The sequence below is a fragment of the Treponema sp. C6A8 genome (genome assembly GCF_000619925.1).
GTDB lineage: Bacteria > Spirochaetota > Spirochaetia > Treponematales > Treponemataceae > Treponema_D.
Genome location: NZ_JHVB01000001.1, coordinates 461,820 through 483,966, shown reverse-complemented (window position 1 = coordinate 483,966; position 22,147 = coordinate 461,820). Strand labels below are relative to the sequence as shown.

Here is a 22,147-nt window from a genome sequence, read left to right as displayed (position 1 = left end):
GGAAATGAAAAACAGGTTTTTAGCTAAATTTGATTATTTATTGATTCTGGCAGTTCTCTCTCTTGTTACTATCGGAGTTCTTTTTATTTATTCATCTTCAATCAACTCAGACGGAATTTCGGTTACAAATGAACATATCAAGCAGATTATCTGGGCTTCAATTGGTACTGTTTTGATGGTGTTGATAACCCTTTATGATTACCGCCGCCTTCAGTCATCAACTTTTTATCTTTATGTTTTTTTGATTCTTCTTCTTGTTTATACACGTATTTTTGGTAAATATGTAAACGGCGCCTACAGCTGGATTGGATTTGGTTCTTTTGGTATTCAGCCTTCTGAATTCGGAAAGATTTTTTATATCCTTTATCTTGCAAACTTTCTTTATGAAAGCCGCGGAGAAAACCAGTTCAAGCGCTTTGTTTTTGCAACCCTTATTATGATGGTTCCATTTGGACTTATAATGCTGCAGCCTGACCTGGGAACTGCCAGCGTTTATATTCCGGTTTACCTTATTATGTGCTTTATGGCAGACGTGCCTGTAAAATATATCGGTTACGTTTTACTCTTCGGCTGCCTTACGATTTTCAACACCGTAGTTCCTGTATGGAATACTGAAATTGCCAATCATCCTGTAGCGATTATTTCAATCCTTACAAACATGAAGCTTAGAACAATCCTGATTTTTACAACGATGCTGATTACTGTTCTTGGCTATATTGTAAGAAGATATTTTCACGGTCCTGAATATTTCAAATGGATTACCTACGTTTTCAGCGCAATTACCCTTGCTTTGATTTTTTCTATTCCTGCCAGCAAAGTTCTTAAGGATTACCAGATTAAGCGTCTTATCATCTTTATGAATCCAAATAAAGACCCGAGAGGTGCGGGCTGGAATATCATTCAGTCTAAGGTTGCCATTGGTGCCGGCGGTCTATTTGGGCAGTCATATCTTCATGGAACCCAGAGCCATTACCGCTTTCTGCCACAGCAAAGTACAGACTTTATCTTCAGTATTATTTCAGAAGAAATCGGCTTCCTTGGAGCCTGCATAATCTTTGCCATTTATTCATTTATTTTCCTGAAAATTCTCTGGCTTTTGAAAAGCTGCGCTAACTCATTCGGAACCTACATCGCATCAGGAATTTTTGGAATGTTTCTTTTCCACTTTTTCATCAATGTCGGAATGGTAATGGGAATGATGCCTATTACAGGTATTCCGCTTCTTTTCCTTTCTTACGGCGGTTCATCACTTTTAATGGCTATGAGTTCTATTGGCTTTATTATGAGTATTTCTTACCGCAGAAAGAACTTTAATGAGATTGAGTAAGGGCGAGGGGTGTATGCTTCTAAATTATTATAAGTCAATGATAAAATGAAAAAGCTTTACATCATTATTTTATTATGCACATTCTTTTCTTCTCAAGTGTTTTCGAAAACTTTTGCTTCATATGGAACTATAAAAACAAAAATAACATATGAAAAAATATAAAAACAAACCAGCCTTATTTTTTCTGATTACTCTTATACTCAATGCCTCGTATTCACTTTTCAATTTTATACGCTATTTTGAAAACAGGGAGGAAAATCTTTCGCTTTTTCTGTCCCTTATTCTTCATTTAATTCCGCTGATTGTCCTCATTATTGTTTCTCAAAAAATTCAGAAAATCGAAGATAAGAAAAAACTTTCGCTAATAGAAAAATACCTGATTTTATACCTTTCACTTGATGTGTTTCTGGGGCTGGTAACTTACAGTTTTTCGTTACCAAGTTATATAAGCTTTTTGTTTTATTCAAAAAACTGGTTGTACGATATAGTCTATATAATTCGCTACCAGATGTATTATCTGGCAGCAGATTTGATTCTGAAAATTCTTTATTGGATTTCTTACGCCTTCCTGCTTAAGGATATTTCAAACAGATGGAATCTTGTTCCAGAAACAGAAAATGAGATTCCTGAATCAGAAAAAAAGAAATGAAACTCAATCAGAAAGGACTAACAATAAACATAGTCTGCCTTGTAATTTGTGAACTGCAGGTGTGGTTGTGGTGGTGATAAAATCACATCCCTTAACAATGGCGGAGGAATGAATCTTTCTATTTGAGATTTTTAGAGGAAAAGTAAAATATGATTGAACAGATTGAATCACCTGACACAAAACATAAAATAGCAAGAAAAATTCTCGAAGGTTTGCGTGATTGGTTCGAAGTTGATGAGAGCCGGGAAAAATATATTTCAGATTGTGCAGACTGGATATTCCTTGCAGCAAAAGAAAAAGATGAATACGTTGGTTTTCTCTGCCTTAAAGAAACTGGCAAAGAGACTGTTGAGCTTGCGGTAATGGGAGTGCAAAAAGATTTTCATCGCAAAGGCCTTGGTCGGCAGCTTTTTGACTCAGCAAAGAAAATCGCAATCGAAAACGGCTATTCTTTTATGCAGGTAAAAACCGTTCAGATGGGCGTATATCCAGATTATGATATTACCAACCATTTTTATCTTTCCTGTGGATTCAAAGAACTGGAAGTCATCAAAGAAATCTGGGGCGAAGAAAATCCCTGCCAAATTTATATTATGTCTTTAAAATAGAAAATATATCAAGCCTTTTTAAATTGATAAAAAAATCAGATGTTTCAACGGTTCTAATAGGCCTGATAGGGCAAAAAAATGACGCTTACACAGGGCGAGGGGCCCTTACATAAAGTTTGTCTATTGGTAGACAGAACATGTATTATAAAAAAGTAATCATATATTTGAAAAAAAAACACCTGGCAGGCTTTATGCAGCCAAATCGCCGGATTTTGCCTTATTTTTATTTATTAATCTGATCTTCAAACCAGCTGTACATTGAATCTATGCGGCGTTCAAATGATTTGTTCAGGCGGTTTTCAATCATTGCAAGCTTTACGTATTTTGCTTTTACGTTGATATAGAGTGTAAGCTTGTCTGCATCTGTGCTTTTCTTTTCCTTAAGGACAATAAGATTGATTACAAGGTTATCAGCTTTTACAGCCTTTACAGGTCCCAGCTTGATAGGTTCTACAAGATGAAATTTCACTGCAATTTCGTTTTCTGTTTCAAAGTATGAAAGCTCATAAACGCAGGTTCCAAGAGAATGATCTTCTAAAAGACAGTAAACTTTTTTACCGTCGGCAGAAAGAGCTTCTTTTATTTCTTCCTCGCCTATCGGATTTTTAGTCTCTGGACTGTCTATAAAAGTAGCCACCTCATATAAGGTTTCCCACTTTTTACTGCCCGTTGAATAATATTTTATTCCCTGCATTGTGCTTATTGAACGCATAATCTGAGAGATTTCTGACATTGCTTTATCATTATTAATGTAGAAAATCTTTTCGCGGAAAAGACTTGGATCTGAATCTAAATTGTAGTCAGGAAGAAGCTTTGAAATAAGCTGGCAGTCCGGGATTTCTGATAAAATTGTAGTTTCAGGATTAGAGTTTGCAAAAGCGGCCTCAATATCTTCCGACGGAAGGTCTTTTGCGTAGGCAACTGTAAAACTAAGTGTAAGTAACAATGGTAAAAGTAATTTTTTCATAGTAACCTCATATTAGCCTAATTGGCTTAATTTTTCACGTATAAACTCAGATTTTTCTTTAAGTCCGATTTTTCCAAGCTTAAGGAAAATCATATTCGGAAGCTGCGGATCAAGCCTGATTGTTCCAGGATTTTTCTGCAAGAGCTTCATAAACTTATCGATTGAAATATCTGAAACTTTTTTGAATTCAACCTTAACTTCGCCCTGACGCTCTCTGAGAGAAGAGATTTTAAGCTTTTTACACAAAATCCTGATTTCAGCCAAAGCCAGAAGACTTGAAACTTCTTCCGGTATAGGACCAAAGCGGTCATTTAACTCTCCAAGAACAGAATCAAATTCTGCGTCAGTGGTTACAGAAGAAATCTTTTTATAGATTTCCATTTTAATCTGCTGGTTAAATATGTAAGTGTCAGGAATAAAGCCTGTGTATTCAAGTTCCATGATAACATCTGAATGTTCAGCCGCATCATAATCTTTCTGGGCCATAAGGCGGTTAACGGCGTCATTCAAAAGGCGTACATACATATCAAAACCGACAGAATAAACTTCACCAGACTGGTCGCGTCCCAAAAGGTTACCGGCTCCGCGGATTTCCATATCCTTCATGGCAATCTTAAAGCCGCTTCCAAGCTCGGTAAAGTCACTTATAACCTGAAGACGCTTCATTGCAACTTCGCTAAGCGCCTTGTGCTCAGGGTACAAAAGGTAGGCATAAGCCTGTCTGTCGCTTCGCCCTACTCGTCCCCTCAGCTGGTAAAGCTGGCTTACACCGTACATATCGGCGCGGTCAATGATGATTGTATTTACGTTTGGAATATCAATTCCGTTTTCAATAATTGTTGTTGCAATAAGAACATGGAAGCCACCCATCTTAAAGCGGTGGAAAATGTCATCCAGCTGAGTACTTGTCATCTGACCGTGGGCAACGTCAACTAAAACTTCTGGTACAATCTGCTCAATTTTCTGCCTTACGTCCATCAGCGTTTCAACCCGGTTATGCAGATAGAAAATCTGTCCGCCCCGCTCTATTTCCTGCCTGATTGCATGTGCTACTCGCGCATCTGTATATTCATCGATTACTGTTTCAATCGGCTGGCGGTTCTGAGGCGGTGTTGTCAAAAGGCTCATATCGCGGATTTTCAAAAGGCTCATGTGCAGAGTTCGCGGAATCGGGGTTGCAGACATTGTAAGGCAGTCGATGTTGTTTTTCATCACCTTAAGGCGTTCCTTGTCCTTTACGCCAAATCGCTGCTCCTCATCAATAATCATAAGGCCCAGGTTCTTGAACTTTACGTCCTTCTGGATAATGCGGTGGGTTCCCACAAGAATATCAACTTCGCCTAGCGCAAGCCTTGTCAAAGTCTTTTTCTGCTCGGCAGCGCTTACAAAGCGGGACATACGCTCAATTTTTACCGGGAAGTTCTTAAATCGTTCTACGCAGTTATCATAATGCTGTTCTGCAAGAATTGTAGTCGGCGCAAGGAAAGCAACCTGTTTTCCGCCCATAACGGCCTTAAAGGCAGCGCGCATTGCAATTTCAGTCTTTCCGTAGCCTACGTCACCGCAAATAAGGCGGTCCATAGGCACAGGCTTTTCCATATCAGCCTTAATTTCTTCTGTAACCGTAATCTGGTCAGGAGTATCTTCGTATGGGAAGGCGGCCTCAAAGGCTGTCTGCCATTCAGTTTCTTTTGGGAAGGCATAACCTACCGCTGCCTGTCGCCGTGAATACAAATCAATAAGCTTCTGGGCAATTTCTTCTACCGCTGCCCTAGCCTTTGCCTTGCGGCTTTCCCAGGCCTTGCTGCCTATGCGGTCAAGACGCGGGTGGTCACCTTCATTACCGATATAACGCTGAACAAGGTTTACCTGTTCAATCGGAACAAAAGCGTATTCCTTGTCTGCATATTCAAGCTTAATGTAGTCTCGTTCGTTTCCTGCTGCCTTTACACGCTCAATTCCGTGAAAAAGTCCGATTCCCCAGTTAACGTGAACGATATAATCTCCCGGCTGCAGTTCAACAAAGGTATCAATCGGCTTGGATTTTGCCTTGTTGACGGTTTTAGGTACATATTTTCTGCGGCCAAAAATCTCATTTTCCTGAATCACAAGGAGCTTGATTTCCGGTACAATAAAGCCCGCCGAAATTGCGTTCGGATAAAGCTCCAGCGGATGAAGCGGCGCTCCCCCTTCTCCGCCTTCAATAAATTCCCTGAAAATTTCTTTTAATCGCAGCGACTGGTTTTCGTTATCCGCAAAAATATAAACGTACCAGCCCTCTTTCTGCATTTCGCGAAGCTCGTCCTTAAGGTAATTTATATTGCCAAAGTAAGAGTGGCCCGGTTCACATTCAATTTTAATGACAGAAGATGAATCGTCGGCTTCGCCGCCGCCGGGGGGTAAGGCATCCTCCTCCTTGTCAGTTGCCACAGTACGCAGCAATATTGCATTATCTGTGTTAGAAACCAGTTTTCCAAAGTCAAAAAGGACTTTTTCCGGCGGTAAAACAGGCAGAGTCTCATGAGCCTTGCGGTAACTTGCATGGAATTCCCGGTCAATAAGAAGCTTTGCGTTATCCATACGGTCGTAATCGTAGAAAAATACAAAGGCGCTCTGATCAAAATAGTCCAGAAAACTGTAAGTCTTGTCCCACAAAAGCTGATATAAAAACTCTTCACCTTCGCTTTCGTGAATGGTCTTTAATTCAGAAAGGATTTTCTCCTTTGTTTTTGCGGCTTCTTCCGTAAAAGGCATTACAGCACTTGCTTCATAGTCTTCAAGGTTTTTGGAAAGAGTCTGAACAAGTTCTTCTGTCCATAAAACTTCCTTCATCGGGTAAATGGTAACGTCATCACGGCTTTTAATCGTAGACTGAGTGTCGGCGTCAAAATCCTTAAAGCTTTCAATTTCATCAAAATCAAAAATTATGCGGACAGCGTTTTCTTCTGCAGGAAGGAAAATATCAAGAACTTCACCGCGAAGGCTGAACTCGCCGCGGACAGTAACCTTTGGAACGCGGGTATAGCCAAGACCTGTAAGCTTGTCTGCAATCTTTGCAGTATCAAGCTTTGCCCCTTTTTCAAGCTTAAAGCTGAGTGAACGAAGATAGTCCGGCGGCGGCAGAGGCGACAAAAAACTTCTTTCCGGCACAATAAAAATACGGGCTTTTTCCTTTACAGTAACCTGCTTATTTTTCTGAACAAGCTTTGAAAGAAAGCCTGCCCTCTTTCCAAATACAACTGAACCTGGTGCTGCCGTTCGGTAAGGTAAAACTCCCCAGGCAGGAAAAACAAGAACTTCGGCTTCGGGAAAAACAGAATTAAAATCAACTGCAAGGTTATTTGCTTCAAATTCGGTAGGAACGACAATTAAAATATCAGTAGAAAAGGAATTGTACTTAGGACTCTTCTTGCTTGTAGCAGAATACTGCAAAGCCTGGATTGTTTTTGCGTGCTTGTGGCGGGAAAATTCCTGAATAAAATATGAAAAAAGGCTTCCGTGAAGGCCCGAAAGAGTCAGCGGAAAGCTTTCATTTTCGTATGAGGAAGTGATTTTTTCTGCCGCATTATGAAATGCCTGCCAGTTGTGCAGAAGGTCGTTTATAGTTAATGATTTCATTTTTTTCTACCGATAATATAAATATAAAAGGAGAACTATTTTGTCTTTACGTAAACTTTTTGTAATTATAACAACTCTCTTTGTTTTTGGACAGACATTTGCGCAGAGCGTTTCTGAAAGTCAGGATTTTTCAAAGGCTTCTGTAAGCATAAAATTTTATAATAAAAACATTTACTACCCGGGAGCTGCAGAAGAAAGCCCGGTATTCGTACACATTTCCATTAAAAACAACGGAACAGAAACTTTACGCTTTAAGCTTGCCGATGACAGAATGTTCAGCATCGATTTTAATGCCTACACAGTAAAAAACAGCCGTCTTGAACAGACTGTAGATCTGATTGAACGCCGTACAACTAATCAGACAGTTTACTTCCGTGAAATTTCTCTTGAACAGGGAGAAGAATATTCATTTGTTGAAAACGTAAAGGACTATCTTAATATTACAGAAAGCTCAATTTACTATCTTGAACTCCTTTTTTATCCTGAATTGTATAAATCAAAGTATCTTTCACTTAAATCAAACCGCCTTACTCTTGAGATTTTGCCAAGCCCTAAGGCAACTGCTTCAAACTTTATCCCGGTAAAGGAAAAATCTGTTGAACTGCTCCGTCCTGCTGACATTGCTCCTGATAAGGTTGTTGAGCAGACAATCATTGCCCGTCAGAAATCTCTCTGGGACCAGTACTTCCTTTATATGGATCTGGAATCACTTTTGAAGAGAAACTCAAACCTCAACAAAAAATACATTTCATCATCAGCAGAAGAACGTGAACGCATCCTTTCTACTTTCAAGGCTGATTTGATGCAGACAAAAATTGATACAGACATCGTTGCTGTTCCTGAAAAATTCCAGATTGAAAGAACAACCTATTCTCCGACAGAAGGAAACGTAACTGTAATCGAATGGTTCAAATATCAGAACTTCAGCGAGAAAAAACGCTACACTTACAAGCTCCGACAGCGTGAAGGAGTATGGCAGATTTACGATTATAATGTTGTAAACCTTGGAACTGAGTAGCAGATATGAAAGTCCTGATTATTACAGAAAATACAGAAATCAGTTCAAAAATCAGCGCAATAGCAAAAACTTACGGCGCTGATACAATTATTTATAAATGGTTTTTAAAGGCTCTGGACAATATAGAAGAAATCCAGCCTGATTTGATTATCCTTAATTCCTGCGAATATCCCCGCCTGTGGAAAACTCTTGTTCAGTTTGTAAAAAGCGGAATCGGCGGCGAAAATGTAGGCATCTATCTTTATGAAGAAGCTCCCCTTTCTGCAGAAGATCAGAAAAAATATTCTGAACTTGGAATAAACGGATATTTTAAGAATATCACAAAGGAAGAACTGTACTTTTTGAATCCCGATGCGCCTCTTCCTGCAATCGGACAGATTTTACTTTCCATGCCGGAAAGCGGAAAAATCCTCAGCGGAAAATTGAATTCCCTTTCTGATACAAAAATACAATGTACACTAGATTTTACTCCTGATTTTTCTTCAGATGAAATTCCTTATATCAGTGTATGCGTTGATAAGAAAATCAAAGACTACTCTGCCCGTATCCTTAAATACGACAAAAGCAAAAAATCTCTTATTCTGGAAGTGTGCTGATGGCTGGTAAGGAAGCGAAATTCTTCTGTCAGTGCTGCGGCGCAGAAGTTCCAAGAAAATCAAAATTCTGTCCCAAATGCGGAAAATTCTTTGCGGCTGTGCTTTGTCCAAACTGCGGCCACACAGGAAATACCCAGGACTTTATAAACGGCTGTCCTCAGTGCGGTTATGCCGTAAACGGTCACGGTGGCGCTTCCGGTGGTGGAAATGCCTCTCAAAAAGGCATTAACTCAAAAACAAAAAATATCAAGATGAAAAAAAATCAGATGTATCTGCCTCTTAAAAACAGCAAGGCTTCATCTGATTCACTTCCTCTCTGGGTCTATGCGGCTTGTATTGTAGTGCTTTTCGGTCTTGTAGGAATGCTTTACAGCTGTCTGTAAATTGATATGGGCAAAAAAAATTACCCGGCACGAGATTTGAACTCGCATGATAAAATCACTCGGACCTGAACCGAGCGCGTCTACCAATTCCGCCAACCGGGCAATTAAAGTAAAAATATTATATTAAAAAACTTGAGTTTAGTCAATTATCAAAAGACCACCTTACCAGCCTTCTTTCCCAATAAAGATTGTGGTTATTTTTTCATCTGCAGGGGAATAAACTGCGGAAATATAAAAATCGCCCATCAAAACCCAGCTTTCCTCTTCTGTACCATCTTCACAGTCTTTTCTGTTATCTGGTTTACCAAAATATCTTCTGAATTTTTCTATGTCGTCCATAAGTCGTACAGGAAGAAAATCTGGAAGGTCTGTTCCATTAGCATTATAAAGGCATGCATAATAGAGGAACATGCCGTGTTCGTCAGTCTCTTTGTCATAAGTTTCATATAAAATAAAATCCAGACCATCGAATTCACGCATACTCAATGCGAATTCACCCCATTCATCCTTGATGATATTATATGGATTTGGATCGATATTAATATCTTCTGAAAGCTTTTCTTCCCAGCCTTGTAACCATTCTATAATTTTTGCTCTAAGTTCAAGTCGGCGATATTTTTCAGCGTCTTCAATTGATTCTGATAAATATGCGCCGTAAACAAAACCTTCTTCATTGTTTTCTGCCCGGATTTTATACCAGTAATCTTTGTTACCGTCAATTTCTGCATAATCACTTTTTTCAAGAATTTTAACACGGACATTAAAGTCCAGGACATCGATGCGTTTTCCACCTATAGTTTCACGTAAATTTATACCGTCAATTGTATTTACATATTTATAAACTTCTGTATTTTTTTCTGCTGCATTCTCTTCCTGAGATGTCTTTTCGTTTGATGTTGATTCATTTCCCGATGTCTTTTTTTCGCATGAAACAAGCAGGAATCCAAATGCTATGAAAGCAAAGATATTTTTAATTAATTTCATATGGTCTCCAATGTCATTAAACTATTTAATTGAAATTCTTGCAAGACTTTCCTGTAAGCCATAAATCAATCAAAATATTCTTCTATCAATAATGCTTTTCTTATGTTAATATACATATAGTATTTTACAGGAGCATTAGATATGAAAATTTCAGACACAATAAAATACATTGGTGTAAATGACCACAAAATCGATTTGTTTGAAGGCCAGTTCCAGGTTCCAAATGGAATGGCCTACAATTCTTACCTTATTCTTGATGAAAAAATTGCAGTAATAGATAGCGTAGACCAGAATTTTGGTGACGAATGGCTGGTAAATATTAAAAATGAACTTTCAGCAGCGGGCGGACGCTCTCCTGACTATCTTGTAGTTCATCATATGGAAATGGATCATTCTGCTAACATCAAAAAGTTTGCAGAAAGCTATCCTGATGTAAAGATTGTAGCTTCTAAAATGGCTTTTGTAATGATGAAAAACTATTTTGGAACAGATTTTGCAGACCGCCAGCTTGTAGCCGCAGAAGGAACAAAACTTGAACTTGGAAAGCACATCCTGAGCTTTATTACCGCTCCGAACGTTCACTGGCCTGAAGTTTTAATGAGCTATGACAGCACAGACAAGGTTCTTTTTGCCGCAGATGCCTTTGGAAAATTCGGGGCAAATGACATAGAAGATCCTGAAGGCTGGGCTTGCGAGGCCCGCCGCTATTATTTTGGCATTGTTGGAAAGTTCGGGGCACAGGTGCAGGTTGTATTGCAAAAGGCATCTGCCCTTGATATTAAGATTATCTGTTCCCTTCACGGCCCTGTTTTGAACGAAAACATTAAATATTATCTTGATACTTACAATATCTGGTCCAGCTATGGAGTGGAAACAGATGGTGTTGCAGTCTGCTACACCTCGGTTTATGGAAATACTAAAAAAGCCGCTGAAAAGCTTGCAGAACTGCTCAAGGCTAAAGGCTGCCCTAAAGTTGCGCTGAACGACCTTGCGCGCGAAGATATTTATGAATGCGTGGAAGATGCCTTCCGTTACGGAAAGCTGGTACTGGCTACAACGACCTATAACGGCGGAGTTTTCCCTAAAATGCGCGAGTTCATCGATCATCTTAAAGAGCGTGACTATCAGAACCGCACGATTGCCTTTATAGAAAACGGAACCTGGGCGCCGGCCGCTGCAAAAGGAATGGCAGCCCTCTTTGAAAACTCAAAGAACATTAGCTTTGCCCAGAATAAAGTTACAATTAAGACTGCGGTAACTCAGGAAACTGAAGCTCAGCTTGAAGCGTTAGCCGCAGAACTTATTTAATTTATTCGTCTTTTTTAATCTTTCTTGCTATGTAAACAAATGGTGTATCAAGCAGAGATGTAAATACATAAATTACGTAGCATGAAAGAGTAATGCTTGTAAGAGTTTTCAAATCGTAAATAAAGCAGAAAGCTCCAAAGTTGAAAATAAAGATGTTAATAAACTGAGAAATCAAGGTTGAACCGTTGTTGCGCAGCCATAGGAACTTTGAATGATTTCCCCATTTCTTTTCGCTCAGTTCCCAGATTTTGTGGTAAAGAGTAACATCAATACATTCAGAAACGGCAAAACCAAAAAGACTTGCAAGGAGCATGCGAGGTGTGTTTGCAAAAAGCCCCTTCACGCTTGGCATAGCCCAGTCGTTTTCTGAAGGTGTGTAAATCTGCCAGAAGAAAGAGAAGAACATAAATACAAGCAGAACCATAATGCCGATATAGGCACCCTTCTGAGAATCCTTTTTGCCGTAAACTTCGCTGAGGATGTCAGTTGCAAGGAAGGTAGAAGCAAAAAGTGTGTTACCAAGTGTCTGTTCCATACCGAAGGCAACAACAAGAATTGTAACTTCAATATTGGCTAAAATCGTACTGATTCCAAGCCATACATAAAGACCATGCTTTCCAAAAAGTTTGAAAAAAGCAATCAAAAGGCTGTAAGATACAACCAGAGAGATGATGAGCAGTAACTCATTAGGCATAATATAACCTCTGAAAAAATAAAGAATTGACCTGGTTTTGATTTACGACAGGAAGGACTACGAACTGTCGGCTCTGCAAAGGTGATTTTTTGCAGGGAAAATCAGTATAGTGACTTTTATTTATAATTTCTACTATTTTATAAAAATAAATTTCTTCATAAGCTTAAGTCTTCCCCTAATCTCTCCAGATTTCTGTCTTTATTCTGCCCTGGTCGTCATATTCATAATCATAGAATTCTTCATAGGAACCCATCTTTTCGTAGATTTTGTCGTTTTTATCGTTGTATTTGTAAATTATGACAGATTCTTTTCCATCCATGATTGTTTTGTATAAAATGAGGTTGCCCTTTTCGTCATATTCGTAAAATTCTTCGTAATTACTTTCAGAAATTTCAGCAGGTTTTCTTTTGTAGATTTTTCGCCCTTCCAGATCAAATTCTAAATACTCAGTATCACCGACATAGCTTTCGTAAGTGCATTTAGTAAAATCATCAGAATAATGCCACCATTCATGGGTTAATTCCCCGAAATAATTTTCATTGTAGCGGTGTACCATTTTATGATTTTTGTATTCGGCATAGTATTCCAGGTAAGGCTCTCCACCAATGGTGCTGTGGAAATATACCATATCGCCGTTTTTATCATATTCATAAAAGTATTCGTGCCCCGAACCGCCATTGTCTTTTGAATAGATTTTCTGATTATTTTCGTTGTAAACGTATTCAAACAGGAGTCCGTCTGTTTCGCAATAGCTTTTCAGCAGGTTGTGTTTATCATCATAAGTTTCAATGAATTTTGTTACTTTATTATCAATTCCGCTGGTTATAGTTCTTACAATCTGGTTTCCGTCATAAAAATATTCCGTTTTTTTAATGAACTTTTCTACTTTATTATTTTTATTACTTTTCTGCTCTTCACAGCTGAATAAAAAAAGCGCGTTAATGCTCAAAAAAATGATTGAAAAAATTTTTCTTACTTTCATTAGATTTCTCCCCGGAATAATTTTCCGTCTTTTGGATTTATAAATTCTATTGCAGACGCAGTAAATTGCAAAGGCTCAGCACTTCCAAGGCTTTTTGCGTTGTAAAGCGGGTCGTTTATGATTGGAAGCCCAGTCCATGCTAAGTGGCAGCGAACCTGATGTCGGAAGCCCTGAGAAATCCTGCATTCTACCTTCAATACCTTGTCCTCTTTTTCCAGGCTGCAGATTTCTGTTGTATAGAGCTTTAATTTTCCCACTTTTTTAAGAGCTGCGGGGCCTGACTTTTCTGTTACCGGCCGCACTTCCTTTCCGCCCTTGCCGTAGGAACGAAAATATGAAGAAATTTTTACATGATGAAAAATCGCCTTCGGCGCCGGGGGATTAGGCAGCCAGTCACTTACAGCTGCACCCTCCTCTGGAAATCCCCCCAGTTCTCTGCAATTATCAGCTTGCAGCTGGCAGCGGGCCCTGTAATATTTTATAAAACGCCCTTCTTCCTGTTCGCAGATCATGTAATCATAAAATTCCTGGCTTGCGGCAATTAAAAGTAAGCCGTCTGTGGCGGTATCAAGGCGGTGTAAAAGTCCGTGTTCAATGGCTTTTCTTCCCTGCACGCTCAAAAGCTGTGGAAACATTTCTGCTGCCTGAAAGAAGGCATTGTCCTTATCATCCTCTGTAATAGGAGCGGAAGCCAAGGCCTTAGGTTTATAAATTAATGCAAAAGGAAAAGTTTCCGATGGTTGCTGAATGATTTCAATTTTCATAAGCTCACCCCTTTGGAAACTTCTTTTTCAGCTTTTTTTCTACTTCCAGAAAACGCTGGGGTGTTTTTGCCCGGAATTCCGTAAGGTCCTCTGAGCCAGGCAGATGGATTTTCAGCTTGCAGGAATGAAGCATAAGAGTTGCCTCTGGGAAGTCGGCGCAGGGCTTATTGTAGGTGGCGTCTCCTAAAATCGGGCAGCCCAAAAACTTCATGTGCACGCGAATCTGATGGGTACGGCCTGTTTTAATGCGAACCCTCATAAGAGAATAATTTCCGTAAGTGGCAAGGCAGTGGTAAATTGTACGGGCAAATTTTCCTTCGTCCGTATTTTCAACAGCCTTGAAGCGGTGGCGGTTTTTAGGGTCGCGGATAATCTGAGTCCTGATATCGCCTTTCATTGCCTTAGGGCGGCCTGTGCAGATGCAGATGTATTCTTTTTGTAAAGTTTTTTCCTTAAACTGTTTTTGCAGCCATTCTTCGCTGTCACGGTTTTTAGCAGTTATGATAAGGCCGCTTGTTTCTTTATCAAGGCGGTGAACAATTCCCGGTCGGCGTCGTTCCAGAATTTCTGAATCACTTCCCTCTTTCAGCTGTTCAATGGAAGCCCTTCCCCAATGGTACAAAAGGGCGTTTACAAGAGTTCCCGTCCAGTTTCCGCAGGCAGGATGAGTTACCATTCCCTGAGCCTTGTTTACAACAGTTACATTGTCATCTTCGTAAACAATATCAAGGGGGATGTTTTCTGGTTCAATGTTATCAGGGATATTGTCTTCCCATTGAATGTCTATCTGGTCGTTTGCCTTTACCTTCTGGCTGATTTTTACTTTCTTTCCGTTTATAAGGATTTCTGTTACTCCGCTTTTTAATTTTGAGCGGTTCATTCCGTTTGGAAGGGAGGCAATGTATTTATCAAGTCTTTCTGCTTTAGAATAGTCGGCGGGAACCTTTGCGCTGAAAAAAGGCATTACTGGTCTCCCGTTTTTTCTTCTTCCGGAGGCGGCGGCGGAAAGCCCCCTTCCGGCGGTACTGGCATTTTTATATTTTCAACCGGCTGAATCATCAGGTCTGAATCCATGATGTTTGCACGTTTTTTTGCATTTGAACGCTTTACCAGCTGAATGATTAAGTCTGTAAGACCTATTCCCACGCAGATTCCAAGCGAAGTTAAAAGAATGCCAATCTGCTCGTCCTGGCTGTAGGAAGAAGCGGCGAAAGGATTTGGAAAATATGCGGCAGAAAAATCATGGTTAACGTACTGATAGCAGGAATAACCAAGGGTTGTCTGCAGAGTGACAAAAGGCAGGGCACCAAGGGTAATGATTTCAAAACGGCGGATATCTTTTAATACCTGAGGAAATTCATTGTCGTGATATGGTTCTGGAGTGTGATCTTCTGCAAAAAGGTTTGCGCTCAGACCAAGACAAAAGAGGACTGTAAGTATTTTTAAGATTCCTGTATGTTTCATTATTTTGAATAATCCCTTTCTCCAAAAATGGCTGTTCCGACTCGTACAAGAGTTGAACCTTCTTCAATTGCAATTTCAAAATCGCCTGACATTCCCATAGAAAGTTCATTCATTTCAAAGTCAGGATATTTTTCCTTCATGCGCTGGGCAAGTTCCCTCAGCATAACAAAGGACTTTCTTACACGGTTCTTATCTTCTGTAAAAGGCGCCATTGTCATAAAGCCAGATGGAATTACGTGCGGATACTTTCCATCCTTAATTGCTGTCAAAGCTTCTTCAAGTTCTTCCTGGCTTTCAAAGCCAGATTTTGATTCTTCTCCTGTATGAAATTCAAAAAGCACTTTTATTTTCTTATCGATTTTTGCGCACTGCTTTTCAATTTCGTCCAGGAGAGAAAGTCTGTCTACAGATTCAATGCAGGAACCAACCTTTACCGCATTTTTTACCTTATTAGACTGCAATACACCAATCATATGAAGTTCTGTATCCGGGTGAGCTTCAATAATAGGCGGGAATTTTTCAAAGGCTTCCTGAACGCGGTTTTCACCGAACAAAAACTGGCCTGCTTCAATTGCAGAAAGAACATCTTCTGACGGATGGAATTTACTTACCGCCATAAGCTTTACGCTGCCTTCAGGACGGCCGGCTCGTTTTTCTGCATCGCGGATTTTATCATTAATTAACTTAAGGTTAGCTGCAATATTTACGCTCATTTTTTTACTCCAAGTTCATTAAGTACGTCACTAAGACGGAGTGTTTCTTCCAATGTAAGAACTTCAGCTCTTTTCTGAGGTTCGATTCCGGCTTTATCAAGCGCCTGGGCACAGAGGTCGCCGTTACTCAAAAAGGCTGTAAGATTGTTTCTGACATTTTTTCTTCTTGATGAAAAAAGCGCCCTCTGCATTTTTACAAAAAGCTTTGGTTCCTTACAGCGTGGGAAATCCTCTTTCTTGGTAAATACAACTGAGCGGGAATCTACATTTGGCTTTGGCCAGAAATTAGCGCCGCCCAAATCCATAAGAGGTTTAACGTCATAAGCCCACTGGCACAAAACAGAAAAAGAAGAATAGTCATCGCTGCCAGGCTTTGCGCACATACGCTGGGCAACTTCCTTTTGAACTGTAAAGACACATTTTTCAAAGCGGACGTCATTTTCGATTGTGTCTGCAATTATTGTAGCAGCAATATTGTATGGAAGATTTCCGAAAAATCTGTCAGGCGCAGATCCCTGCTCTTCCAGATACTTTTTCCAGGTTTTAAGGACATCTCCTTCTACAAGGTGGAATTTTCCTTTTTTAGCTTCATCATCAAAGAATTCACTAACAAGCTTTGCAAAACCGTGGTCTATTTCAAAACAGGTGAGTTCTGCGCCCCGGCTCAGGATTTCAGAAGTCATTGCACCAAGCCCAGGACCTACTTCCCATACTTTAGATTTATCATCAATTTCAAGGGCATCTATAAGCTTTTTTCGTGCGTTTTCATTAATCAAAAAGTTCTGTCCGAATTTCTTCTGCATTGAAAAGCCATTTGCATCAAGGACATTCTTTAATTCAGATGATGAGTTATAATCAGGGGTCTTCAAATTTATTCTCCAAAAGAAATTAGCGGAGCCTGTGAAAATGCTCCTGTGATTATCTTAATAAAATTATACTCAATCGCTAAAAAAAATGCACTATATGAAGATAAATGTGGAAAAATCAGGCTGAGAATAATAAAAAGAAGGCCTGAATAAATAAAAATCGTAATTAAGGGCGAAACGAAAACTGTTGCAATTACACCTATGGGAGAAAAGCTTCCGAATAGCTTTAGGGAAAGGGGCGCAGTAAAAATCTGGGCTCCGCAGGAAGCAGAAAGGGAAAGTGAAAAATAAGGCGGCAAATAGCGCATGATGATTTTTGTAAGAAAACGGCTTGTGATAAGGATTCCCGCCAGGGCCCCATAAGAAAGCATAAAGCCTGCATTTACTAAGTCTGAAGGTGAAAGAATGCACTGAAGCAAAAATGAAAAGCATAAAATCATAAGCATATCAGGCTCTTTTACTCCGGCTATGGCAGCAAAAAGCAGCAGCATGGAACAGATAAAGGCCCGCAATAATGAAGGAGAAAAGCCTGCAAACCATACGAAAAGAATCAGGGCTGTCACGCGGATTATAAAGGTCAGCTTTTTGCGTCCAAATCGGCTGCCAAAAAAGAGAGCGATTGCGCTGAACATTGAAAGGTGCATGCCTGAAAGGGCTATTATGTGGGAAAGTCCTGCTGTGCGGAAGTTGGAATAAAGAACAGGTTCAAGATACTCGCGGGAGCCGCACAAAAGAGCAAGTAAAAGGCCGCCGGCATTGCCCCAGGCGTACATAAGGCGTTTAAATTGCAGGCGGCATAAGGCTCGGAAGTAATCGATTCTGCCGTAAATGCCTTTTTTCCAGCTGCAGGTCCGGCAGTCTTTTGCAATAAAAACTGAATTTGAAAAGGAGCCTTTAAAATTATAAAGGGCGCCGCTTTCATATAAAAAGGCTCCTTTATTATTTGCAGCGGTGTAAAGCTTTCCCGGGAAATAAACTTCTGCAAGCTCAGAAGGAATTAAAAGTGTAATTATCCCCCTTGCTGATGAATTTGCATCCGCATCAGAGACTTTGCCGTAAACAGTATTTAAGCTTAGCTTGCAAATGTAATATTTTCCGCTTTGAGTTTTTGCTGGCGAAGAAATAATTTCGCCTTCTACTGAGCTGACTGCACTTTCTTCAAGGCAAAAACGAGCCCGACTTCTTTGATTTAGCCGGGCTGAATTTGAGTAAAAAATTAAAATACAGATTAAAGTTGCTGTAAAAAAAGGTTTTTCTAAAAGCTTTATTGCCATCTGAGTCCTGCCAGCGCTTCCCGGGCTGCTGACAGAACATCTTCCGGATAACTTAAATAAGTTACAGCCAGAAGATAATCAAATGCCGTTTTGTTTCCGATGGCGCCTAAAGTATTAATGACAGCCTTAACGGCAGGAATGGAAATCTTTTCATTCTTTTCTTTCTTGCCGTTAAATTCTTCCATAAGGGAACAAAGCGGGCTTACAGATTCAATCGGAGAGATTTCTGCCATAGAAGAAATTACAGAGGCAAAATAATCTTCTTTAATTGAACCGTTATCAAACATTTTTTTGCAGAAACGAAGGTAATCAATTGCAATTGAAGAAGCTCTTGTCCACTTGTTTTCTTCAAGAATCTTCAGGCACTGGCTCTGTAAGCTGTCAACTTCATTTGTGTACTTGGAAGAACTGTCTACTAATAATATAGTCTCAGACAATGAAATTTCGGAAATCTCACAGAGAAAATTCTTTGAAATTTTTGTATTTTTTTGAACTAAGGCAAAAACCTTGCAGATCTGGGCAATATCTTTTGAGCGGCAAATCTGAATGATTTCATTTACAGACAAGGCAGAAAGTGAAACAAGGGCTTTTTCTATATCATCATAATAGGCAGAAAAGCGTTTGTTGTTCCAAAGATTATAGAGAATTACAAAAGAGTCCCTGTTGCCAATGCTTTCAAGGGCATTTAAAACGGCCTTGATTACCCCTGAATCTGCATTTGAATTTACATTCTGGATATAGTTGTTTAAGAGACCTGTAAAAGCAGAAACGTCTGTTTTATCTTTGATGAGCAGAATCTTCTGTAATACTGCAATCTGAACTGTGCTGGAATCAGAAAAGTTCTTAAATACTTCAGCAAAAGAATTTATAAAAGAAGTTGATTTTGCAGAATCTTTTGAAAATAAATCTGCCGGAATAGAAAGAATTGAAGAAATTACAAGACCATCAAGGTCGCGGTCTGTTCCGATGTAAGTTTTATTTTCCAGGGCGAATTCAAGAGCCTTTGCAGAAAGCCATATGCCTTCTTCACCTGAGGCATCGCGAACTGCCTGTGTTTTATCTGCCAGGTTTCCTTTTATAAAATCTACTGTTTTTGAAGATTTCTGAGCTGCTGTAATTGAATTAAAAGAAAGTAAGAGAATTGCCAGTGCAAAAATAGTTTTTTTCATATCTCACCTCTATCTATAAAACAAATAATTTATATATTGGATACCTGCGGTTCGTCGAATTCCGGTTCATGCTCTTCTTCCGGTACTTCTTCAGCCTGTGGAATGTCTAATTCTGAACTTTCTTTTGGAGCTGTCACATCAGAAGCAAGGTCCTCATCTGTAAGAGAAAGGGCTTCCATAACTTCTTTTTCTGTCTGAGGCAGCAAATTGTAAACAAAACTTAAAACTTCGTTACGCATAAGCTGATCAATATGTGTACATTCAAAATGAAGCAGCGATTCATTTTTTACAGGATTGAATTCAGAATTCTTGATGGTTCCGAACATTACAATCAGCATATTCTGAATGTTAAACTGAAGCTTAATTTGAACGTTAGAAAGACCCTTTCCGCCGATTCTGATAAGGGCTCCTGATTCAGAAATGTCTTCAATAAGGCATTTATAACCGTTATGAGTTTCAACTGCGTGATAGTCTGCAATTTTTTCTTTAATGATATAGAGATAGCCGTAGATTTCGCACTTTGCTCTTACAGCCTTGCGTTTCTGTGTTCTAACCAGGTTGTTTGAATGATTGATAAAAAGACAAGGGGCACCAAGATAAAGTCCAGTCTGGGTTACAGCAGAATCAAAAACGTAGCGGGCATCCCCCTTGCGCCACAGGTAAATTGTAAGGGTTTTATGAAGCCACATGTTTGCAGGAACTTCAATTAAATCCTTTTTTTTAGGAATGGAAATAACCAGCTGCTTGCCGTTATTCATGATTTCTGATGTAAAAACGCCCTGTCCCGGCAAGATGATTCTCAGCTTCTGTCCCTGGTCAAGGGAAAGTGTCGTCTGCATTCCTTTTTTTGAATCAGATTCATTCTGGATTTTTGTGCGGTAATCAAAGAGCTTTGACAAAAGAAACTGATATGATTTTGCGCTGTTCTGGTCCATGGATTGCGCTGTTGTAGAAATGCGTTCCATACATTTTGTAAGGGCCGGCATAGAATAATAAAGGGAGTTTGGATTTTCAAGACCTGTATATTCGGCAGCTTCCCAAAGTGTAGTTATATCTGCAAAAGAAAAACCTGAATCCATGCCTGATACAAAAAATTTGATTTTAGTTTTAAAGGCTGTGTAGATGGCACCGAGCAACAGAAAAAAAACTATTACTGTGATTACTCCGATAATTGAATACATTTTTCCTCACTTTTTGCAATTAAGACATAAATATTATATCATAATATAGATGAAATTACATTCTTCCTTATTAAAAATCGGAATTTTTTGCGCAGTTTTTTACTTTTTTGTAATTACGCCGATTTTTACGGTGCCTGCTCCTGAGTCATTTTCTGTATGGACTTTTCCTCTTTTTCAGGCTGTTTTTTTTGCCTCTGCCCTTTTTTTATTCTTTTTTCATAAGAATTTATGGGAAAAGTCAAAGCATTTCGGAAAGCTCTTTGTATTTTATGATTTGATTTTCACTGCGACCTTTTCCCTTTGTATTTTATTTTCAATTACCTTTTTTCTGAATGGAATTGCCCTTTTAGTAAAATTTGACGGCCCTGATTATCAGATTGCCATTCCAAAAAATGCCACTGAATGGCTTTTCTGCATCCTGACATTTTTGCTGTCTGCTTCTTTTGAAGAGATTCTTTACAGATTTTACCTGCCGGAATTTCTTTTACAATATGCTGGCGGGCGGAAAAAAATTGTGATTTTAATTGAAGTCCTTACTGCCCTTTTCTTTGCATTTGCCCATTCTTATGCGGGGCTTTTTGCTGTGCTTAACGCCTTATTTGCCCACATCGTTTTAAGATGCTGCTATAAAAAGACTTCTTTTATAGGGGCCGGCATTGCCGCTCATTTTATCTACAATTTATTTCAGCTCTTTCTGACTCAGCTTTGATAAAGTCCAGTGGCTGATTTTAAAGTCCGCCTCATATTTGATTTTTGGATAATGGACAGAAAGACGGTAATTCTCTTCCGTGGCTTTGTAAGCTTGAATTACAATTTCATCTTTGTTGCCAAGTTCAAGTTTGATTCGTAAAATCGGAATGTTTATTGGCTCTGCAATCGAATCCTCTGCAGACTCTTTCAGCTGGTAAATGCCGCCGTGGCGAAGTTCCAGCAGGTCAGAAGCATAGGCTTTGAAAGTATTGTCTTCTGGTGTAAGGATTCTGGTGGTCTGGAAATCTGAAATTGTGATTCGCTGAATGTCAGTGTATGAAATGTTTTTTGTGATGGATTTTGATATTAATTCAGGTTCTGTCCAAAAACGCTGGCTGATAGTCAGAATGCTTTCAAAATCACTTCCCGCCTGATAAACCGCTGCTGAACGGCCTGTCATAAAGTATCTTAATGTCTGGGAAAAATCCTGCTTACCAAAAATCAGCTGGGAATAAGTGTCTGCATAGCTGATTTTTACAGAAAAATTAAAGGAATAGTCATCGTTTTTAGACACTTGGTCTGAAATTTTATACACATTTACTATTTTTGTAAGGGTATTGATGAAATTTTCAATCTGATTTTTGCTGGCTGGTGCGGTAAAGCCAGCTTCTCCATCTTTTACAATCCAAATATCATTGTTTTTTTCTAAAATAAGCTGCTGGTTTTCACTTGAAAGCTCTATTGAAGTAATCTGGTCTTTATATTTTGGATTTAATAAGGCTGTTTTCTGAACCTTTCTTTTATCTGAATTAAAGACCTTTGTAAAAGAAAGGAGGTATGTAAAAAGAAGAATGGCTGATAATGTATAAAGTACTGAGTTTTTAATTTTCAT

At 39.2% G+C, this 22,147-nt stretch carries 22 protein-coding genes and 1 tRNA gene; 8 read left to right on the top strand and 15 right to left on the bottom strand.

Annotation, left to right across the window (positions count from 1 at the left end):
- The first annotated feature begins 4 nt into the window (after nt 1–4).
- From rodA to T530_RS0102140, 3 genes are all read left to right on the top strand, one after another.
- Nucleotides 5–1,327 (top strand): rod shape-determining protein RodA, encoded by a 1,323-nt coding sequence (rodA, locus tag T530_RS0102150; protein ID WP_027727596.1) that lies wholly within the window; start codon nt 5–7, stop codon nt 1,325–1,327.
- A 148-nt stretch (nt 1,328–1,475) separates the two neighbouring features.
- Complete coding sequence (locus T530_RS0102145; RefSeq protein WP_027727595.1) at nt 1,476–1,976, top strand: hypothetical protein; 501 nt, start codon at nt 1,476–1,478, stop codon at nt 1,974–1,976.
- A gap of 149 nt (nt 1,977–2,125) precedes the next feature.
- Entirely contained in the window at nt 2,126–2,584 is a 459-nt protein-coding gene (locus tag T530_RS0102140; protein ID WP_027727594.1) for a GNAT family N-acetyltransferase, read from the top strand.
- Between the two features lie 223 nt (nt 2,585–2,807).
- Here T530_RS0102140 and T530_RS0102135 read toward each other — a convergent pair whose 3' ends face one another.
- Both T530_RS0102135 and mfd read right to left on the bottom strand, forming a co-directional pair.
- Nucleotides 2,808–3,551, bottom strand: coding sequence for a DUF6675 family protein (locus T530_RS0102135; RefSeq protein WP_027727593.1), 744 nt, complete (start codon nt 3,549–3,551; stop codon nt 2,808–2,810).
- 12 nt (nt 3,552–3,563) lie between these two features.
- Nucleotides 3,564–7,169 carry a transcription-repair coupling factor gene (gene mfd, locus T530_RS0102130; RefSeq protein WP_027727592.1) on the bottom strand — a complete coding sequence of 1,202 codons (3,606 nt, stop codon included), beginning with the start codon at nt 7,167–7,169 and terminating at the stop codon, nt 3,564–3,566.
- A 40-nt stretch (nt 7,170–7,209) separates the two neighbouring features.
- Here mfd and T530_RS0102125 point away from each other — a divergent pair, with 40 nt between their 5' ends.
- Genes T530_RS0102125 through T530_RS0102115 form a run of 3 tightly spaced genes read left to right on the top strand, consistent with a single transcriptional unit; the run spans nt 7,210 to nt 9,166 of the window.
- Entirely contained in the window at nt 7,210–8,187 is a 978-nt protein-coding gene (locus tag T530_RS0102125; protein WP_027727591.1) for a hypothetical protein, read from the top strand.
- Between the two features lie 5 nt (nt 8,188–8,192).
- Complete coding sequence (locus T530_RS0102120; RefSeq protein ID WP_027727590.1) at nt 8,193–8,783, top strand: hypothetical protein; 591 nt, start codon at nt 8,193–8,195, stop codon at nt 8,781–8,783.
- On the top strand, nt 8,783–9,166 hold the full coding sequence (locus T530_RS0102115; RefSeq protein WP_038073277.1) for a zinc ribbon domain-containing protein: 384 nt from the start codon (nt 8,783–8,785) through the stop codon (nt 9,164–9,166). Before T530_RS0102120 ends, T530_RS0102115 begins: the two co-directional genes overlap by 1 nt.
- 21 nt (nt 9,167–9,187) lie before the next feature.
- Here the strand turns inward: T530_RS0102115 and T530_RS0102110 are convergent.
- Together T530_RS0102110 and T530_RS0102105 are read right to left on the bottom strand one after the other, a co-directional pair.
- Nucleotides 9,188–9,268: transfer RNA gene (locus T530_RS0102110), tRNA-Leu, on the bottom strand.
- A gap of 60 nt (nt 9,269–9,328) precedes the next feature.
- Entirely contained in the window at nt 9,329–10,150 is an 822-nt protein-coding gene (locus T530_RS0102105; protein WP_027727588.1) for an SH3 domain-containing protein, read from the bottom strand.
- Nucleotides 10,151–10,291: 141 nt separating this feature from the next.
- Here T530_RS0102105 and T530_RS0102100 point away from each other — a divergent pair, with 141 nt between their 5' ends.
- Entirely contained in the window at nt 10,292–11,458 is a 1,167-nt protein-coding gene (locus T530_RS0102100; protein WP_027727587.1) for an FprA family A-type flavoprotein, read from the top strand.
- A gap of 1 nt (nt 11,459) precedes the next feature.
- Here T530_RS0102100 and T530_RS0102095 read toward each other — a convergent pair whose 3' ends face one another.
- From T530_RS0102095 to T530_RS0102050, 10 genes are all read right to left on the bottom strand, one after another.
- Nucleotides 11,460–12,152: a queuosine precursor transporter gene (locus T530_RS0102095; protein ID WP_027727586.1), complete on the bottom strand. Its 693-nt coding sequence runs from the start codon at nt 12,150–12,152 to the stop codon at nt 11,460–11,462.
- A gap of 175 nt (nt 12,153–12,327) precedes the next feature.
- Nucleotides 12,328–13,134, bottom strand: coding sequence for a hypothetical protein (locus tag T530_RS0102090; protein ID WP_027727585.1), 807 nt, complete (start codon nt 13,132–13,134; stop codon nt 12,328–12,330).
- The gene (locus T530_RS13290) at nt 13,134–13,898 is read right to left on the bottom strand and encodes a pseudouridine synthase (RefSeq protein ID WP_051537754.1); all 765 of its coding nucleotides are present in this window, start codon (nt 13,896–13,898) and stop codon (nt 13,134–13,136) included. The genes T530_RS0102090 and T530_RS13290 overlap by 1 nt, the downstream gene beginning before the upstream one ends.
- Nucleotides 13,899–13,902: 4 nt before the next feature.
- The gene (locus T530_RS0102080; protein ID WP_027727584.1) at nt 13,903–14,862 is read right to left on the bottom strand and encodes an RluA family pseudouridine synthase; all 960 of its coding nucleotides are present in this window, start codon (nt 14,860–14,862) and stop codon (nt 13,903–13,905) included.
- Nucleotides 14,862–15,362, bottom strand: a complete 501-nt coding sequence (locus T530_RS13285; RefSeq protein WP_038073274.1) for a hypothetical protein — start codon at nt 15,360–15,362, stop codon at nt 14,862–14,864. The genes T530_RS0102080 and T530_RS13285 overlap by 1 nt, the downstream gene beginning before the upstream one ends.
- The gene (locus T530_RS0102070) at nt 15,362–16,075 is read right to left on the bottom strand and encodes a YggS family pyridoxal phosphate-dependent enzyme (RefSeq protein WP_027727583.1); all 714 of its coding nucleotides are present in this window, start codon (nt 16,073–16,075) and stop codon (nt 15,362–15,364) included. Before T530_RS0102070 ends, T530_RS13285 begins: the two co-directional genes overlap by 1 nt.
- The gene (gene rsmA, locus T530_RS0102065; RefSeq protein WP_027727582.1) at nt 16,072–16,944 is read right to left on the bottom strand and encodes a 16S rRNA (adenine(1518)-N(6)/adenine(1519)-N(6))-dimethyltransferase RsmA; all 873 of its coding nucleotides are present in this window, start codon (nt 16,942–16,944) and stop codon (nt 16,072–16,074) included. The genes T530_RS0102070 and rsmA overlap by 4 nt, the downstream gene beginning before the upstream one ends.
- 2 nt (nt 16,945–16,946) lie before the next feature.
- On the bottom strand, nt 16,947–18,215 hold the full coding sequence (locus T530_RS14550) for a ComEC/Rec2 family competence protein (protein WP_051537752.1): 1,269 nt from the start codon (nt 18,213–18,215) through the stop codon (nt 16,947–16,949).
- Nucleotides 18,206–19,384, bottom strand: coding sequence for a hypothetical protein (locus T530_RS0102055; protein ID WP_027727581.1), 1,179 nt, complete (start codon nt 19,382–19,384; stop codon nt 18,206–18,208). The genes T530_RS14550 and T530_RS0102055 overlap by 10 nt, the downstream gene beginning before the upstream one ends.
- A gap of 29 nt (nt 19,385–19,413) precedes the next feature.
- The gene (locus T530_RS0102050; RefSeq protein ID WP_027727580.1) at nt 19,414–20,565 is read right to left on the bottom strand and encodes a PilZ domain-containing protein; all 1,152 of its coding nucleotides are present in this window, start codon (nt 20,563–20,565) and stop codon (nt 19,414–19,416) included.
- Nucleotides 20,566–20,614: 49 nt separating this feature from the next.
- Here T530_RS0102050 and T530_RS14545 point away from each other — a divergent pair, with 49 nt between their 5' ends.
- Nucleotides 20,615–21,274, top strand: a complete 660-nt coding sequence (locus tag T530_RS14545; protein ID WP_027727579.1) for a CPBP family intramembrane glutamic endopeptidase — start codon at nt 20,615–20,617, stop codon at nt 21,272–21,274.
- Here T530_RS14545 and T530_RS0102040 read toward each other — a convergent pair.
- Nucleotides 21,245–22,147, bottom strand: a complete 903-nt coding sequence (locus tag T530_RS0102040) for a DUF4340 domain-containing protein (RefSeq protein WP_027727578.1) — start codon at nt 22,145–22,147, stop codon at nt 21,245–21,247. The genes T530_RS14545 and T530_RS0102040 overlap by 30 nt on opposite strands.